General features: G+C 63.5%; 14 protein-coding genes. 10 read left to right on the top strand and 4 right to left on the bottom strand.

Annotation, left to right across the window (positions count from 1 at the left end):
• Positions 1-160 precede the first annotated feature (160 nt).
• From K1X15_RS17095 to K1X15_RS17060, 8 genes are all read left to right on the top strand, one after another.
• A complete protein-coding gene (locus K1X15_RS17095) occupies positions 161-2,122 on the top strand; it encodes a 3-hydroxyacyl-CoA dehydrogenase NAD-binding domain-containing protein (protein WP_220304795.1) in 1,962 nt (653 codons plus the stop codon).
• 13 nt (positions 2,123-2,135) lie between these two features.
• The gene (locus tag K1X15_RS17090) at positions 2,136-3,422 is read left to right on the top strand and encodes an acetyl-CoA C-acetyltransferase (RefSeq protein WP_220304794.1); all 1,287 of its coding nucleotides are present in this window, start codon (positions 2,136-2,138) and stop codon (positions 3,420-3,422) included.
• Positions 3,419-3,577: a hypothetical protein gene (locus tag K1X15_RS17085; RefSeq protein WP_220304793.1), complete on the top strand. Its 159-nt coding sequence runs from the start codon at positions 3,419-3,421 to the stop codon at positions 3,575-3,577. The genes K1X15_RS17090 and K1X15_RS17085 overlap by 4 nt, the downstream gene beginning before the upstream one ends.
• 314 nt (positions 3,578-3,891) lie before the next feature.
• Positions 3,892-5,505, top strand: coding sequence for a peptide ABC transporter substrate-binding protein (locus tag K1X15_RS17080; RefSeq protein WP_240549534.1), 1,614 nt, complete (start codon positions 3,892-3,894; stop codon positions 5,503-5,505).
• Between the two features lie 99 nt (positions 5,506-5,604).
• Entirely contained in the window at positions 5,605-6,528 is a 924-nt protein-coding gene (locus tag K1X15_RS17075; RefSeq protein ID WP_220304792.1) for an ABC transporter permease, read from the top strand.
• Positions 6,528-7,448 (top strand): ABC transporter permease, encoded by a 921-nt coding sequence (locus K1X15_RS17070; protein ID WP_220304791.1) that lies wholly within the window; start codon positions 6,528-6,530, stop codon positions 7,446-7,448. Before K1X15_RS17075 ends, K1X15_RS17070 begins: the two co-directional genes overlap by 1 nt.
• A complete protein-coding gene (locus K1X15_RS17065; RefSeq protein WP_220304790.1) occupies positions 7,449-8,432 on the top strand; it encodes an ABC transporter ATP-binding protein in 984 nt (327 codons plus the stop codon).
• Positions 8,432-9,454, top strand: a complete 1,023-nt coding sequence (locus tag K1X15_RS17060; protein ID WP_220304789.1) for an ABC transporter ATP-binding protein — start codon at positions 8,432-8,434, stop codon at positions 9,452-9,454. The genes K1X15_RS17065 and K1X15_RS17060 overlap by 1 nt, the downstream gene beginning before the upstream one ends.
• Positions 9,455-9,506: 52 nt before the next feature.
• On the opposite strand, the gene K1X15_RS17055 is transcribed toward K1X15_RS17060, so the two are convergent.
• Entirely contained in the window at positions 9,507-9,998 is a 492-nt protein-coding gene (locus K1X15_RS17055) for a response regulator (protein ID WP_220304788.1), read from the bottom strand.
• A 183-nt stretch (positions 9,999-10,181) separates the two neighbouring features.
• Here K1X15_RS17055 and ykgO point away from each other — a divergent pair, with 183 nt between their 5' ends.
• Positions 10,182-10,307 carry a type B 50S ribosomal protein L36 gene (gene ykgO, locus K1X15_RS17050; RefSeq protein WP_046105532.1) on the top strand — a complete coding sequence of 42 codons (126 nt, stop codon included), beginning with the start codon at positions 10,182-10,184 and terminating at the stop codon, positions 10,305-10,307.
• Positions 10,308-10,407: 100 nt separating this feature from the next.
• Here ykgO and K1X15_RS17045 read toward each other — a convergent pair whose 3' ends face one another.
• Positions 10,408-11,106, bottom strand: coding sequence for a L,D-transpeptidase (locus K1X15_RS17045; protein ID WP_220304787.1), 699 nt, complete (start codon positions 11,104-11,106; stop codon positions 10,408-10,410).
• Between the two features lie 461 nt (positions 11,107-11,567).
• Here K1X15_RS17045 and K1X15_RS17040 point away from each other — a divergent pair, with 461 nt between their 5' ends.
• Positions 11,568-11,969, top strand: coding sequence for an SRPBCC family protein (locus tag K1X15_RS17040; protein ID WP_220304786.1), 402 nt, complete (start codon positions 11,568-11,570; stop codon positions 11,967-11,969).
• 69 nt (positions 11,970-12,038) lie between these two features.
• Here the strand turns inward: K1X15_RS17040 and pyk are convergent, their stop codons facing one another.
• Positions 12,039-13,478 carry a pyruvate kinase gene (gene pyk, locus K1X15_RS17035; RefSeq protein WP_220304785.1) on the bottom strand — a complete coding sequence of 480 codons (1,440 nt, stop codon included), beginning with the start codon at positions 13,476-13,478 and terminating at the stop codon, positions 12,039-12,041.
• Positions 13,475-14,005 (bottom strand): DUF1036 domain-containing protein, encoded by a 531-nt coding sequence (locus tag K1X15_RS17030; RefSeq protein WP_220304784.1) that lies wholly within the window; start codon positions 14,003-14,005, stop codon positions 13,475-13,477. The genes pyk and K1X15_RS17030 overlap by 4 nt, the downstream gene beginning before the upstream one ends.
• Positions 14,006-14,125 lie beyond the last annotated feature (120 nt).

Here is a 14,125-nt window from a genome sequence, read left to right as displayed (position 1 = left end):
GTCGACCGTGATTGAACATTGCAGGCTGAGCCTGCGCCTCCCTCCCCCTTGAGGGGAGGGAATGAGGGTGGGGGTAGTAGTGTGGTCCGCTAAGGGACCCCCACCCCCAACCCCTCCCCTCAAGGGGGAGGGGAGCAGACCGAGATAACGAGGAGCTAGTATGATCGCCCCACAGGCAACCGAGACAAGGCATTGGAGCTTTCACACTGATCTCGAAAAGATCGGCTGGCTGACCATCAACACGCCGGGCGCGTCGGTCAATACGCTCAGCCGCGAAGCCATCATGGAGCTCGAAACGCTGGTGTCGCGCTTCGAGGACCTGGCCAGTTCCGACGAGCTGGCAGGCGTGGTCATCCTCTCGGGCAAGGATAGCGGCTTCATTGCCGGGGCCGATGTTTCCGAATTCGACGCGATGAGCGATTTTTCGGTCTTGCCCGAGGCGCTGCGGCGCACCCATGCGCTGTTTGCACGGATCGAGGCGCTCAAAGTGCCGGTGGTCGCCGGCATTCATGGCTTCTGCCTGGGCGGTGGGCTGGAGCTGGCGCTGGCCTGCCACTATCGCATCGCCGTCAATGACGAAAAGACCCGCATCGGTTTTCCCGAGGTCAATCTGGGCATCTTCCCGGGCTTTGGCGGCACCGGGCGCTCGATCCGACAGGCTGGACCGGTCGATGCCATGCAGATCATGCTGACCGGCAAGATGCTGCGCGCGGGCGCGGCGCGCGGGCTCAACCTCGTCGACAAATTGGTGCGCCATCGCGACATGCTGCGCTGGGAAGGCCGCAAGGCGGTCCTCACCAAGAGGAAGTCGAGCGAGGCGCCGGCGCTCAAGAAGGCGGCCGCGCTGCCGCTGGTGCGCGAGGCCATCGCCAACCAGATGCGCAAGCAGGTCGGCAAGAAGGCGCGCAAGGAGCACTATCCGGCGCCCTATGCGCTGATCGACCTGTTCGAAAAGCATGGCAATGACTGGCGGGCGATGATCCGTGGCGAAGTCGACGGCTTCGTGCCGCTGATGGGCTCACCCACCGCCACCAATCTGAGGCGCGTGTTCTTCCTCTCCGAAGGACTGAAGAAACAGGGCATCAAGGGCACGAAGTTTTCGCGCGTGCATGTGATCGGTGCCGGGGTGATGGGTGGCGATATTGCCGCCTGGTGCGCCTATCGCGGCATGAGCGTGACGCTGCAGGACCTCGACATGGAGCGCATCAAGCCGGCGCTCGACCGGGCCAAATCGCTGTTCAAGAAACGCTACAAGAAAAAGCGCGAGGTCGATGCGGCCATGCTCAGGCTCACGGCCGACCCGCAGGGCACAGGCGTGTCCCGCGCCGATGTGATCATCGAGGCGGTGGTGGAAAAGCTCGAGGTCAAGCAGAAGATATTCTCGGGCCTTGAAGACAAGATGAAGCCGGGCGCCATCATGGCGACCAATACCTCTTCGATCGAACTCGAGCGCATTGCCGAGGCACTGAAGGACCCGGCGCGGCTCATCGGCCTGCACTTCTTCAACCCGGTGGCGCAGTTACCGCTGGTCGAAGTGATCCGGTCCAAGTTCAATACCGATGAGGAGATCGGCAAGGGTGCCAGCTTCGCGCTCGCCATCGGCAAGAGCCCGGTCGTGGTCAAGTCGGCGCCGGGCTTCCTCGTCAACCGCGTGCTCATGCCCTATATGCTGGGCGCGGTCGAGCGGGTGGAAAAGGGCGAGAGCAAGGAATTGCTCGACGCTGCTGCCGTGGCCTTCGGCATGCCGATGGGGCCGATCGAGTTGATGGACACAGTGGGTCTCGATGTCGGCAAGTCGGTGGCGACCGAACTGGGCCACGAGGTGCCGGCGGACAGCCGGTTCGCCAAGCTGATTGCCGAGGGCAAGCTCGGGCGCAAGACCGGCGAAGGCTTCTACAAATGGGAGAAGGGCAAGGCCCAAAAGGGCGAAACGCCCGCTCATCCCGACCTGGCCGGGCTCGGCAAGGAACTGGTCAAGCCCCTTGTCGACATGACCGAAGTGGTGGTGGCCGAAGGCGTCGTCGCCTCCCCCGAACTGGCCGATATCGGCGTCATCATGGGCACAGGCTTTGCGCCCTTCCTGGGTGGACCGATGAAGGCTCGGGCGGATGGCCGCGCGTAAGGAGAAAAACACGATGACCGAACTCAAGCGCGTTGCCATTGTCGGCTCGGCCCGCATTCCCTTTGCCCGCGGCGGCACGGCCTATGCGGATGAAACCAATCTCTCCATGCTCGGCACGGTGCTGGGCGGGCTGGCCGACAAATACGGCCTCAAGGGTGAAAAGGTGGATGAGGTGATCGCGGGCGCCGTGATCAACCATTCCCGCGACTTCAACCTGGCCCGCGAAGCCCTGCTCGACGCCGGACTCAGCCCCCGCACGCCCGGCACGACCATGCAGATTGCCTGCGGCACGAGCCTGCAGGCCGCCCTGGTGCTGGCGGGCAAGATCGCCTCGGGCCAGATCGAGAGCGGCATTGCCGCCGGATCGGACACCGTCTCCGACAGCCCGATCGTCTTCGGGCCGAAATTTCAGCATCGGCTGCTCAACGCCAATGCGGCCAAGACGACGGGCGACAAGCTCAAGGCCTTCACCAAGGGCTTTTCCTTTGGCGAGCTGACGCCGGTGGCGCCCTCGGTCAACGAGCCGCGCACCGGGCTTTCCATGGGCCAGCATTGCGAATTGATGGCCAAGGAATGGGGCATTACCCGCCAGGAGCAGGACGCCCTGGCCGTGGCCAGCCACCGCAATGCCGCGGCCGCCTATGACGAGGGCTTCCACGATGATCTGCTGGTGCAATGCGCGGGGCTGGTGCGCGACAACAATGTGCGCGCCGATGCGAATATGGAGAAGATGGCGACGCTCAAGCCCGCCTTCGACAAGGCCTCCGGGCATGGCACGCTGACGGCCGGCAATTCGACGCCGCTGACCGACGGTGCCTCCGGCGTGTTGCTGGCCAGCGAAGACTGGGCCAAGGCGCGGGGCCTGCCGATCCTGGCCTATCTCACCACCGGCCGCGTCGCCGGCAATGACTTCGCGCATGGCGAGGGCCTGCTGATGGCACCGACCATTGCCGTCAGTGAAATGCTCGAACGGGCCGGGCTCGGCTTTGCCGATATCGACTATTTCGAGCTGCACGAGGCCTTTGCCGCGCAGGTGCTGTGCACGCTCAAGGCCTGGAAGGATCCGGCCTATTGCAAGGATGTGCTGGGCCGCGACAGCGTGCTGGGCGAAATCGATCCGACCAAGATCAACGTCAAGGGTTCGAGCCTGGCCTATGGCCACCCCTTCGCGGCGACGGGGGCGCGCATTCTGGGGCTTACCGCCAAGCTGTTGTCCACGGAAAGCAGGAAGCGGGCGCTGATTTCGGTGTGTACCGCTGGTGGCATGGGCGTGGCGGCTCTGGTAGAAAGCGCGCAATGAGCGACAATGTCATCAAATTCCGGCGGCCCGAGAAGAAACCCGAGCCGCCCAGCCGCAAGCCCAGGGGACCAATGCCGGGCTGGGCGCCCTTTGCGGCTCTGCTGGGCGTCGCGATCCTCATCTTTTTTGTACAGCGCAGCGGCCTGATCGGCTAGCGCCCGTCAGGACGCGCATTAGGACAGGCTTGTCATTGACTGGTCTTGCGACGCCCTGTGCGGGTATTCGCTTCCGGATACTCGGGATCTGGAGCAATAATTTGCTTTCACTTGCGCTGTGCAAAGCATGTTCACAATCGGCCATTCGATGACGTTTAGGTCAATCTTTCGCTTGTCAGTGGACGGAAATGCGTAATACCGTCCACCAATCTTGACCGGCGGGTAAAACCGACGGCGAAGAAGAATGAGCTGCCCGACGTCAGAGGCGGCCAGTCAGAGAAACGCAAAGAATTCCACAAGGAGATGGGACGAGAATGAAGATCACCACAGCCCTCAAGGCGGTGACGACCGCGGGCGCGCTTGCGCTGATGATGAGCACTGCGGCCTCTGCCGTGACGCTGCAGCTGCACAATGGCGGTGACCCCGGTTCGCTCGATCCGCACAAGGTGTCCGGTGACTGGGAAAACCGTGTCGTCGGTGACTATATCGAAGGCCTGGTGACCGAAGATGCCGGCGCCAACGCCATTCCGGGCCAGGCTGAAAGCTGGGAAATCTCCGAGGACGGCACTGTCTATACCTTCCACCTGCGCGACGATGCGATGTGGACCGATGGCACCCCGGTGACCGCCGGTGACTTCGTGTTCGCCTTCCAGCGCCTGATGGATCCGGCCACCGCTTCGGACTACGCCTATCTGCAGTACCCGATCAAGAACGCCGCTGCGATCAACTCGGGCGAAATCACCGATTTCGACCAGCTCGGCGTCAAGGCCATCGACGACAAGACGGTCGAGATCACGCTGGAAGCCCCGACGCCGTTCTTCCTGGACGCGCTGACCCACTACACCGCCTATCCGGTACCCAAGCACCTGGTGGAAGAATTCGGCGATGCCTGGACCGAGATGGACCACATCGTGGCCAACGGTCCCTACAAGATCGTGGAATGGCTGCCGGGCTCCTATGTCCACTCGGTCAAGAACGAAGACTATTACGGCGCAGCCGACGTCAAGATCGACGAAGTCTATTACCACGTGCTGGAAGACCAGGCTGCCGCTCTCAACCGCTATCGCGCGGGCGAGTTCGACATCCTGACCGACTTCCCGGCCGACCAGTATTCCTGGATGCAGGAAAACCTGCCGGGCGAAGCCCATGTCGAGCCCTTCCTGGGTGTATATTACTATGTGATCAACCAGGAAAAGGCGCCTTTCGACGACGTCCGCGTCCGTGAGGCCCTCTCGATCTCGATCCTGCGTGATGTCATCGGCCCCGATATCCTGGGCACCGGCGAACTGCCGGCCTATGGCTGGGTGCCGCCCGGTACCGGCAATTATGTCGAGAATGCCTATGCTCCGGAATGGGCCTCGATGTCGTATGAAGAGCGCGTGGCCAAGGCCACCGAGCTGATGACCGAAGCCGGTTATGGCCCGGATAATCCGCTCGACCTGCAGCTGCGCTACAACACCAATGACAACCACCAGCGTATCGCCGTGGCGATCGCCGCCATGTGGGAGCCGATCGGTGTGAATGTGGAGCTGTTCAACTCCGAAGTGGCTGTTCACTACGACGCCCTGCGCGCCGGTGACTTCGAAGTCGGCCGCGCCGGCTGGCTGCTCGACTACAACGATCCGTCCAACACGCTCGACCTGCTCAAGACCGGCGTCGAACAGGACGGTTCGATGAACTGGGGCAACAATTACGGCCGCTATTCGAACGAAGAGTTCGACGCGCTGCTGGCCCAGGCATCCAACGAGCAGGACCTGGTGGCTCGTGGCCAGATGCTGGCCGATGCCGAAAAGATCGCCATGGACGAGTTCGCCGCCATCCCGATCTACTGGTATGTGTCCAAGAATGTCGTGAAGCCCTACATCACCGGCTTCGAAGACAATGCCAAGGACATCCACCGCACCCGCTGGCTCTCCAAGTCGGAGTAAGCCGCAAACCGAAATCGTGGGGCCAAAATGGCCCCACGATCTTTTCTCCGGCGTGGCGCGCCGTGGACGCAGCGCCCCGGACAGTAAAGGCCCAACCCAATGCTCTCGTACGCTTTTCGGCGCGTGCTTTCGGCCATTCCGATTGCACTGATCGCCGTTACAGTCTGCTTTTTCATCCTGCGCCTGGCGCCCGGCGGTCCGTTTGACGGCGAGCGGGCCCTGCCGCCGAATGTGCTGGCCAATCTGCGCGCGCACTACAATCTCGATCAGCCGCTGATCAATCAGTATCTGATCTATCTCTGGCGCTTGGTGCATGGCGACCTCGGCCCCTCCATGGTGATCGAGGGCTTTCCGGTCAGCCGGCTCATAGCCATCGGTTTTCCCTTCACGCTGACACTGGCGCTCACGGCCTTCGTGATCGCGACGGCGATCGGCGTGCTGGCGGGCATGGTTGCGGCCGTAAACCAGAACAAGTGGCCGGATTATGTGCTGGTGCTGGGCGTCATGGTGGGCGTGATCGTTCCGAACTTCCTGATGGCGGCACTGCTGCAGCTCTGGTTCGGCGTCTATCTCGGCTGGTTCCCCGCCGGTGGCTGGGTGACGGGCAGCTGGATGCATCTGGTGCTGCCCGTCACGGTGCTGGCCTGGCCGCATGCGGGCCGTATCAGCCGGCTGATGCGCGGCTCGATGATCGAGGTGCTGGGCACCAATTACGTGCGGACCGCCCGGTCCAAGGGCCTGGGTGAGCGGCTGGTGATGGCGCGCCACGCGATCAAGCCGGCGCTGATCCCGGTCGTGTCCTATCTCGGGCCAGGGCTGAGCTATCTGCTCACCGGGTCGCTGGCCGTGGAGCAGGTGTTCGGCCTGCCCGGCATCGGCAAGTATTTCGTGACTGCGGCGCTCAACCGCGACTATGGCATCGTGCTGGGCACGACCATCCTCTACATGTTCATTATTCTCGCGCTCAATCTGATCGTTGACCTCGTCTATGCCTGGCTCGATCCCAAGGTGAGGTACCGCTGATGGCCGGGATCACCGGAAAAGACCAGGTCCTGACGGACTACGCCAACAAGCTGGCCAGCCTGGACGCGCCCAAGGGCCGTTCGCTGACCCAGGATGCCCTCTATCGCCTGAGCCGCAACAAGGCCGCGGTGGTGTCGATCGGGGTGCTGGTGCTGATCGTGCTGGTGGCGTTTATCGGACCCTATTTCGTGCCGTGGGGCTATTCGGAGGTGGACTGGACCCATATCCGCAAGCCCCCCAATTTCGAGGTGGCGCATTATCTCGGGACCGACCAGAACGGCCGCGACATGCTGGCCCGCGTGCTGCAGGGCACGCAGATGAGCCTGGTCGTGGCGGCGGTCGCCACTTTGGTGTCGGTGATCATCGGCGTGATCTATGGCGCGGTGGCCGGCTATTTCGGCGGCCGGGTGGATGCGGTCATGATGCGCATCGTCGATATCATGTATGCGCTGCCCTATATCCTGTTCGTGATCATCCTGGTGGTGATGTTCGGGCGCAATCCGGTGCTGCTGTTCGTGGGCATCGGGGCGATCGAATGGCTGACCATGGCCCGCATCGTGCGCGGGCAGACGCTTTCTCTCAAGGAGAAGGAGTTCGTGGAAGCCGCACGTGCCGGCGGTGCCAAGCCCTTCGCCATCATCATGCGGCACATCGTGCCCAACCTGACCGGTCCGGTGGTGATCTATGCCACCCTGACCATTCCCGAAATCATCATCGCGGAAAGCTTCCTGTCCTATCTCGGGCTGGGCGTGCAGGAGCCGCAGACCTCGCTGGGGACGCTGATCTCCGCCGGGGCTCCGGTGGCCGAAGTCATGCCCTGGCTGTTGCTGGCGCCGGCCGTGGTGCTGGTGACGCTGCTGTTCTGCCTGACCTATATCGGGGATGGCCTGCGCGATGCTCTCGATCCGAAGGACCGCTAGATGACCAAGGTACTCGACGTTCAGGACCTCAGCGTCATTTTCGACTTGCGCGACAGCGAAGTTCGCGCCGTCAATGACCTCAACTTCTCGCTCGAAGCGGGGGAAACCCTGGCGGTGGTGGGCGAGAGCGGCTCGGGCAAGAGCCAGGCCTTCCTCTCCATCATGGGCCTCCTGGCCCGCAATGGCCGCACCACCGGCCGGGCCATGATGGGCGACGTGAACCTGGTGGGCATGGAGAAATCCCGGCTCGACCAGCTTCGCGGCAAGGACATCGCCATGATCTTCCAGGATCCGATGACCTCGCTCAATCCGAGCCTCAGGGTGAAGACGCAGCTCTCCGAAGTGCTGGTCAAGCATCGCGGCTTCAATACGCGCGAGGCCGAGAATACGGCGATCGAGATGCTGGAGCGCGTGGGTATTCCCGAACCGGCCAAGCGCGCCAATGCCTATCCGCATGCGCTCAGCGGCGGCATGCGCCAGCGTGTCATGATCGCCATGGCGCTTCTGTGCCAGCCCAAGATCCTGATCGCCGACGAGCCGACCACGGCGCTGGACGTGACGGTGCAGGCGCAGATGCTGGACCTGTTCAAGACGCTCACCGAGGATTTCGGCACCTCGCTGGTGCTGATCACCCACGATCTGGGCGTGGTGGCGGGTGTCGCCGACCGCATGATGGTGATGTATGGCGGGCGCGCGGTGGAAAAGGGCAAGGTCGACGACCTGTTCTACGATCCGCGCCATCCCTATACGCTGGGCCTGTTGCATTCGACGCCGCATATCGCCCACCGGGCCGCGCGGCTCGACCCCATCCAGGGGCTGCCGCCAAGCCTTGAGCACCTGCCCAAGGGCTGTTCGTTCAATCCGCGTTGCGCCTTCTGCTTCGACCGGTGCCTCGAAGAGCGGCCGCCGCTGGCCCCGATCGGCGAGGGCCGCGAGAAGGCCTGCTTCTATGAAGGGCCGCTACAGACCAGGAAGGTGGCGTGATGAACCAGACGCCAAACAACCTCCTCGAGATCCGCGATCTCAAGAAGACCTTTTCCATCTCGACGGGCCTGTTCTCGCGCCAGCTGACGCTGACCGCGCTGGCCGATATCAACTTCAATGTGCGCCAGGGCGAGACCCTGGGCATTGTGGGGGAGAGCGGCTGCGGCAAGTCGACCCTCGGGCGCTGCATCCTGCAATTGATCAGCCCGGATGAAGGCCAGGTGCTCTGGCTGGGCCAGGACCTGACCAAGGTGCCGGCCGAGGAGATGCGCAAGCGGCGTGCCGACCTGCAGATCATCTTCCAGGACCCGCTGGCCTCGCTCAATCCGCGCATGACGGTGGGCGAGATCATCGAGGACCCGCTGCGCACGCTCAAGCCGGAACTGAGCAAGACCGAGCGCCGGGCGCGCGTGGTGCGGGTGATGGAATCGGTGGGGCTGCTGCCGGAGATGATCAACCGCTATCCGCATGAATTCTCCGGCGGGCAGGCGCAACGTATCGGCATTGCGCGGGCCCTGATCACCGAGCCCAAGCTGATCGTCTGCGACGAACCGGTCTCGGCGCTGGACGTGTCGATCCAGGCGCAGATCCTGAACCTGTTGGCCGAGCTCAAGGACGAGTACGGGCTGACGCTGATCTTCATCTCGCACAATCTGTCGGTGGTGCGGCATGTGTCCGATCGCATCCTGGTGCTCTATCTGGGACGTATCGTCGAGCTGGCGACCGGCGACGAGATCTACGAGGATCCCAAGCATCCCTATACGACGGCGCTGCTGACGGCGGTGCCGATCCCCGATCCGAAGCTGGCGCGACAGCGCAATATCGACGCGCTCAAGGGCGAAATTCCCTCGCCGATCAATCCGCCCTCGGGCTGCACCTTCCGCACGCGTTGCCGCCATGCGCGACCGCAATGCGCCGAGGTGCGGCCGCCGTTGGAGACCATCGAAAATGGGCGGCTGGTGGCCTGCATCCGCTGGCGCGAGATCGAGGCTGAACAGGGCGAAGCGGCCGTACCCGCCTGAGCCGGCCAAAGGCCGGCACCACGATTATGGACCGGCGCCTGGCGCCGGTCTTTCAGTTTCTGGGGCCGCGTCTTTCGGCGGTGCCGATATCCTGCGCGCGGCGGCGGCGGTCGGGACCGGCATAATGTTCGGCCTCGATAAAGGCGCGCGGATTGGCGGCAAGGCTGTCGAGGCGGGCCTTGAGATGATTGACGGCAAAGGGTTTGCGGAGGAATTCGGTGACGCCGGCATCGCGGGCCGCGGCAATGCGGGTGGCGTCGGGCGCCGCAGCCATCATGATCACCGGGGTGAGGCGGTTTGGGGAGTCGGGGCTGGCGCGCAGGCGCCGGACCAGTTCAACGGCGTCGGGCCCGGTCAGTGCATCGTCGATGATGACGAGGTCGAAGGGGCGCCGCCCCAGTTCGAACTGGGCAAGGGTACCATCATTGGCCTCGCGGGTGTCGCGATGGCCAAGGGAGCGCAGCATGTCGGCGACGAGGGCGGCCATGTGGGCCTGGGGATCGACGACCAGGGCACTCGATTTCATGACTGTGTGGCGGGCCATGCAAGGCGCTCCGAGGGGAGGCAATGCCTGAAAATAACCTGCAGCCCTCACTCCCGCGTTAACAGGCGAGCGCTGGGGAAAACCTGTTGCGATGTGCGTTGACAGGCAGGGTGTCTTTCCTTATGAAGAGGCCAGTTTTCGGGCGCCTTGGCGCCCCTTTTGTTTGACCGAGGATTTGGAAAGATGAAGATCCGCAACTCGCTGAAGGCGTTGATGACTCGCCACCGCGCGAACAAGCTCGTCCGCCGTCGCGGCCGCGTTTACATCATCAACAAGGTGGACAAGCGCTTCAAGGCCCGCCAGGGCTGAACGTTCCGCTCCATTGCATGACTTTTTGACGGGGCCTGCACGCATGTGCGGGCCCCGTTGTTATTGAGGTGTTGTTGCGGAGCCCGCGGGCTACGCCGGCTCAGGCCTTGAGCACGATGACCTTGGTATTGACCGGGGTGCGCGCGTAGAGGTCCATCATGTCCTGCGTCAGAAGCCCGATGCAGCCGCTCGAAATGCCCTTGCCGATCGTCTCCGCCTGCCGGGTGCTGTAGAGGGTGTAAAGCGTGTAGCGGCCGTCCTGGTAGAGATAGAGCGTGCGGGCGCCCAGGGGGTTGTCGAGGCCCGGGGGCATGCCACCGGCATATTGGGCCGCTTCGGGTTGCCGCTCGATCATTTCCTTGGGCGGCGTCCAGACCGGCCATTCGGCCTTGCGGCCGATATAGGCGTCGCCACTCCAGAGGAACCCGGCGCGGCCCACGCTGACGCCGTAGCGCGTGGCGGTGTTGTTGCCCTCGATGCGGTAGACATAGTAATTGCGCGGATCGACGATGATGGTGCCGGGTGCCTCGGCGCTGTCATAGCGCACCGTGCGCCGCCAGTATTTCGGGTCGACCTTGTTGAGATTGACCGCCTCGATGGGAAAGCGCTCGTCGGGCAGGGGTCCATAGACCTGTTCGGCCTCGGCCAGGCTCAAGGCCTTAATCGTGGTGCATCCGGCCAGGGCCAGCGCGCCAAGGCTGGCGGCGGAGCCCAGGAGAAAGGCCCTTCGACGCAGGCCCGCAGGACCGGGGGCGTCTTCAATCGGGGTGGGTTGGGCAAGGTCATTACGTGCGGACATGAAAATGGTCCCATTCCTCTCGCCCGCGCGCTTCCGGCAGCGGGCAGTCAATCGGTAAAGACAACGTCCGAGTCGACACTGGATCGGCTCCCAGGACCAGTCTGGCGAGGGCGGGATGCCGGCGCAAGCGCAGTCGGTCCTTCCAGGTGTCCAGAACGACCGGGGGATTCACAATTTCTCTAGTCGTGACTTTCTTGCCTCAAGCCGCGTCGCCCGCACAATCCATGTTCTGACGGAACGGAAAAGGTGTGTGCCCGCTCCCTGACGGGTGCGCGGCCAATGCCTGCACAAGGGGCATTGTGCATTGGAACTGTGCAGGTTAACCAGCAAATTGATCTTTTAAATCATATGGTTGTCTAGCCGGTACAGACTGGTATCACTGCCGCGCCGGGTGAAGCCCGGTCCAGCGTCAGCCCGCATCGGCGGTCCAGAACGGGCGTCCGCCCAGCATCCCAATTGCCATGTTTCCCAGCCGGACCTTCAGCCTGGTGATTAATCGGCCATGGGCCGAGATCTATGGGTTTCTCTCCGATCCCCGCACGCTCGGCCACTGGACGCAGGGGGTGATCGTGGAGCCGGTGCACCCCATCACCGACTATCGGTGGCGCACCAGCTTTGGCGGGGTGCCCGTCAGCATCGACTTCACGCCACCCAATGATCTCGGCGTTCTCGACCTCAGCCTGCGTTGGGATGACGGGTCAACGCGCCACTATTTCATCCGGGTTTTCCCCAATGGGTCGGGGAGCGAATTGTGCTGCACGGTGCTGCAGCGCCCCGATGAGAATGACGCGCAGTTCAATTCCGAATGCGAATGGCTGCGCACCGACCTCAACATTCTCAAGGCGCATTTTGAAGGCCAGTGAAATGACAACGCCGCCCGAAGGCGGCGTTGAGGATCATGTGTGGTGGGGCGAGGCCGCGACGCGAGCGGTTCAGCTCGACCCTGCGCCGTCCTGCCGGACAAAGGCGATGCGCAGCATGTTGGTGGCGCCGGGGGTGCCCAGGGGAACGCCGGCGGTGATGGCGATGCGGTCGCCGGGGCGGGCAAAGCCTTCCTGATAGGCGATGACGCAGGCGCGATCGACCATGTCTTCCAGATTCACCGCATCCTCGGTCTGCACGCAATGAATGCCCCAGACCACCGAGAGGCGGCGAATGGTGCGCAGATTGGGCGAAAGCGCGATGATGGGCTTGGAAGGTCGCTCGCGGGCGGCGCGGATGCCTGTCGAGCCCGAGGCGGTGTAGGTCACGATGGCGGCCAGGTCGAGCGTTTCGGCCACCTGACGCGTGGCGGCCGAGATGGCGTCGGCGGCGGTTGCCTCCGGCTCGGTCTGGGCGGCGCGAATGATGTTGCGGTAATTGGCGTCGCCCTCGACCGCCACGGCCACGCGATTCATGGTGGCGACGGCCTCGACCGGATACTGGCCCGAGGCGCTTTCGGCCGAGAGCATCACGGCATCGGCGCCTTCGAAAACGGCGATGGACACGTCGGAGACTTCCGCACGGGTCGGCACCGGCGCGGTGATCATGCTTTCGAGCATCTGGGTGGCCACGACCACCGGCTTGCCATAGCGGCGGCACATGCGGATCATGCGTTTCTGCAGGCCCGGGACCTGTTCGAGCGGCAGTTCGACACCCAGGTCACCGCGGGCGACCATGATGGCGTCGGAGAGCTTGACGATCTCTTCGAGCCGCTCGATGGCCTGGGGCTTTTCGATCTTGGCCATGACGCCGGCGCGGCCCTGGACGATCTTGCGGACGTCGATGATGTCTTCGGGGCGCTGCACGAAGGAGAGGGCGATCCAGTCGACTTCGGCCTTGAGCGCTTCGAGCAGGTCCGCATGGTCCTTCTCGGTCAGGGCGCCGGTGGGCAGCAGCGTGTCGGGCAGGGAGACGCCCTTCTTGTCGGAGAGCTTGCCGCCATAGACCACTTCGGTCTCGATGGCGCCGCCGCCCACCTTGGTGGCCTTCAATTGCAGCTTGCCATCGTCGAGCAGCAGGCGGTCACCGACCGAGACGCTTTCGATGATTTCGGGATGCGGCAGGTAGACGCGCTCGGCATTGCCCTGGTCGTTCTGCTCGCTGTCGAGGGTGAATTTCTGCCCGGCGACGAGATTGACCGACCCCTCGGCAAACTTCCACACGCGCAGCTTGGGACCCTGCAAATCGGCCAGAATGCCGATCGGATGCTTCAGACGCGCTTCAACCGTGCGGATGCGCTTGACCGTCTGGTGCAGCAGCTCGTGGCTGGCGTGGCTCATATTGATGCGGAAGACGTCGGCACCGGCCTTGGCCAGTTCCTCGATCATGTTCTCCTCATGGCTTGCCGGCCCGAGGGTGGCGAGGATCTTGGCGCGTCTGATCCGTCTCATTGCGTGTCCGTATTGTCTGGCGTTAGGGGGGCGTCGGGGTCGACCAGGAAGGCTGGATCCTCGAGATCTTCGCCCAGATCCGGGCCGACAATGCTCGGTGCGCCCGCGTTTTCGGTGAGCTGCAGCGTCCAGTCGGATCGGTTCTGTGTATCGATTTCAAAGAACCCGGTGCGCTCATAGCCCCGGGCGAGGCAATCCTCAACCCCGAATATTGTGAAGGTTTCGTCACGGGTGCACATGAAGACCTGTCCGTCCCAGGCGCCACCGCCAATGTCGTCAACCGCGTAGAGATAGTAGAAGCGGCGCTGCAGGTCGCCCTGGTAGATGGTGCGGCAATCGCCCGGAGGGGCCTGCCACCAGCCTTCGCTCATCCAGCCGCGCTCGGCGCGATAGCCCAGAGCCAGCGAGACCAGATTGGCGGTCTCGTTGCAGACGCGCAGTTCGGCATGGGCCGGGGTGGCCATGGCCAGAAGGCCTCCGAAGGCTGCTATCAGCAGGGTTGAGGCGAGGCGGATGGGGTTCACCATTGCGCTGGAAATCACCGGAAAACGTGCCCTTCTTTGATCGTATGGCGGGGGTGAGGTCAATGGCTAAAGGCGCGATTTGACGGAATTGCGGGCATGTCGCCGATGCTGGTCATAAAAGCG

This window comes from Devosia salina, assembly GCF_019504385.1.
In the GTDB taxonomy this organism is placed as follows: domain Bacteria; phylum Pseudomonadota; class Alphaproteobacteria; order Rhizobiales; family Devosiaceae; genus Devosia; species Devosia salina.
This window is presented reverse-complemented; position numbering and strand designations above follow the sequence as displayed.

What these genes read in the sequence shown, in the direction of transcription:
- ykgO (WP_046105532.1), top strand. Translation starts at nt 10,182, where the DNA reads ATGAAGATCCGCAACTCGCTGAAGGCGTTGATGACTCGCCACCGCGCG.
- K1X15_RS17030 (WP_220304784.1), bottom strand. Translation starts at nt 14,005, where the DNA reads ATGGTGAACCCCATCCGCCTCGCCTCAACCCTGCTGATAGCAGCCTTC.
- K1X15_RS17075 (WP_220304792.1), top strand. Translation starts at nt 5,605, where the DNA reads ATGCTCTCGTACGCTTTTCGGCGCGTGCTTTCGGCCATTCCGATTGCA.
- pyk (WP_220304785.1), bottom strand. Translation starts at nt 13,478, where the DNA reads ATGAGACGGATCAGACGCGCCAAGATCCTCGCCACCCTCGGGCCGGCA.
- K1X15_RS17095 (WP_220304795.1), top strand. Translation starts at nt 161, where the DNA reads ATGATCGCCCCACAGGCAACCGAGACAAGGCATTGGAGCTTTCACACT.
- K1X15_RS17090 (WP_220304794.1), top strand. Translation starts at nt 2,136, where the DNA reads ATGACCGAACTCAAGCGCGTTGCCATTGTCGGCTCGGCCCGCATTCCC.
- K1X15_RS17045 (WP_220304787.1), bottom strand. Translation starts at nt 11,106, where the DNA reads ATGTCCGCACGTAATGACCTTGCCCAACCCACCCCGATTGAAGACGCC.
- K1X15_RS17065 (WP_220304790.1), top strand. Translation starts at nt 7,449, where the DNA reads ATGACCAAGGTACTCGACGTTCAGGACCTCAGCGTCATTTTCGACTTG.
- K1X15_RS17040 (WP_220304786.1), top strand. Translation starts at nt 11,568, where the DNA reads ATGTTTCCCAGCCGGACCTTCAGCCTGGTGATTAATCGGCCATGGGCC.
- K1X15_RS17060 (WP_220304789.1), top strand. Translation starts at nt 8,432, where the DNA reads ATGAACCAGACGCCAAACAACCTCCTCGAGATCCGCGATCTCAAGAAG.
- K1X15_RS17055 (WP_220304788.1), bottom strand. Translation starts at nt 9,998, where the DNA reads ATGGCCCGCCACACAGTCATGAAATCGAGTGCCCTGGTCGTCGATCCC.
- K1X15_RS17085 (WP_220304793.1), top strand. Translation starts at nt 3,419, where the DNA reads ATGAGCGACAATGTCATCAAATTCCGGCGGCCCGAGAAGAAACCCGAG.
- K1X15_RS17070 (WP_220304791.1), top strand. Translation starts at nt 6,528, where the DNA reads ATGGCCGGGATCACCGGAAAAGACCAGGTCCTGACGGACTACGCCAAC.
- K1X15_RS17080 (WP_240549534.1), top strand. Translation starts at nt 3,892, where the DNA reads ATGAAGATCACCACAGCCCTCAAGGCGGTGACGACCGCGGGCGCGCTT.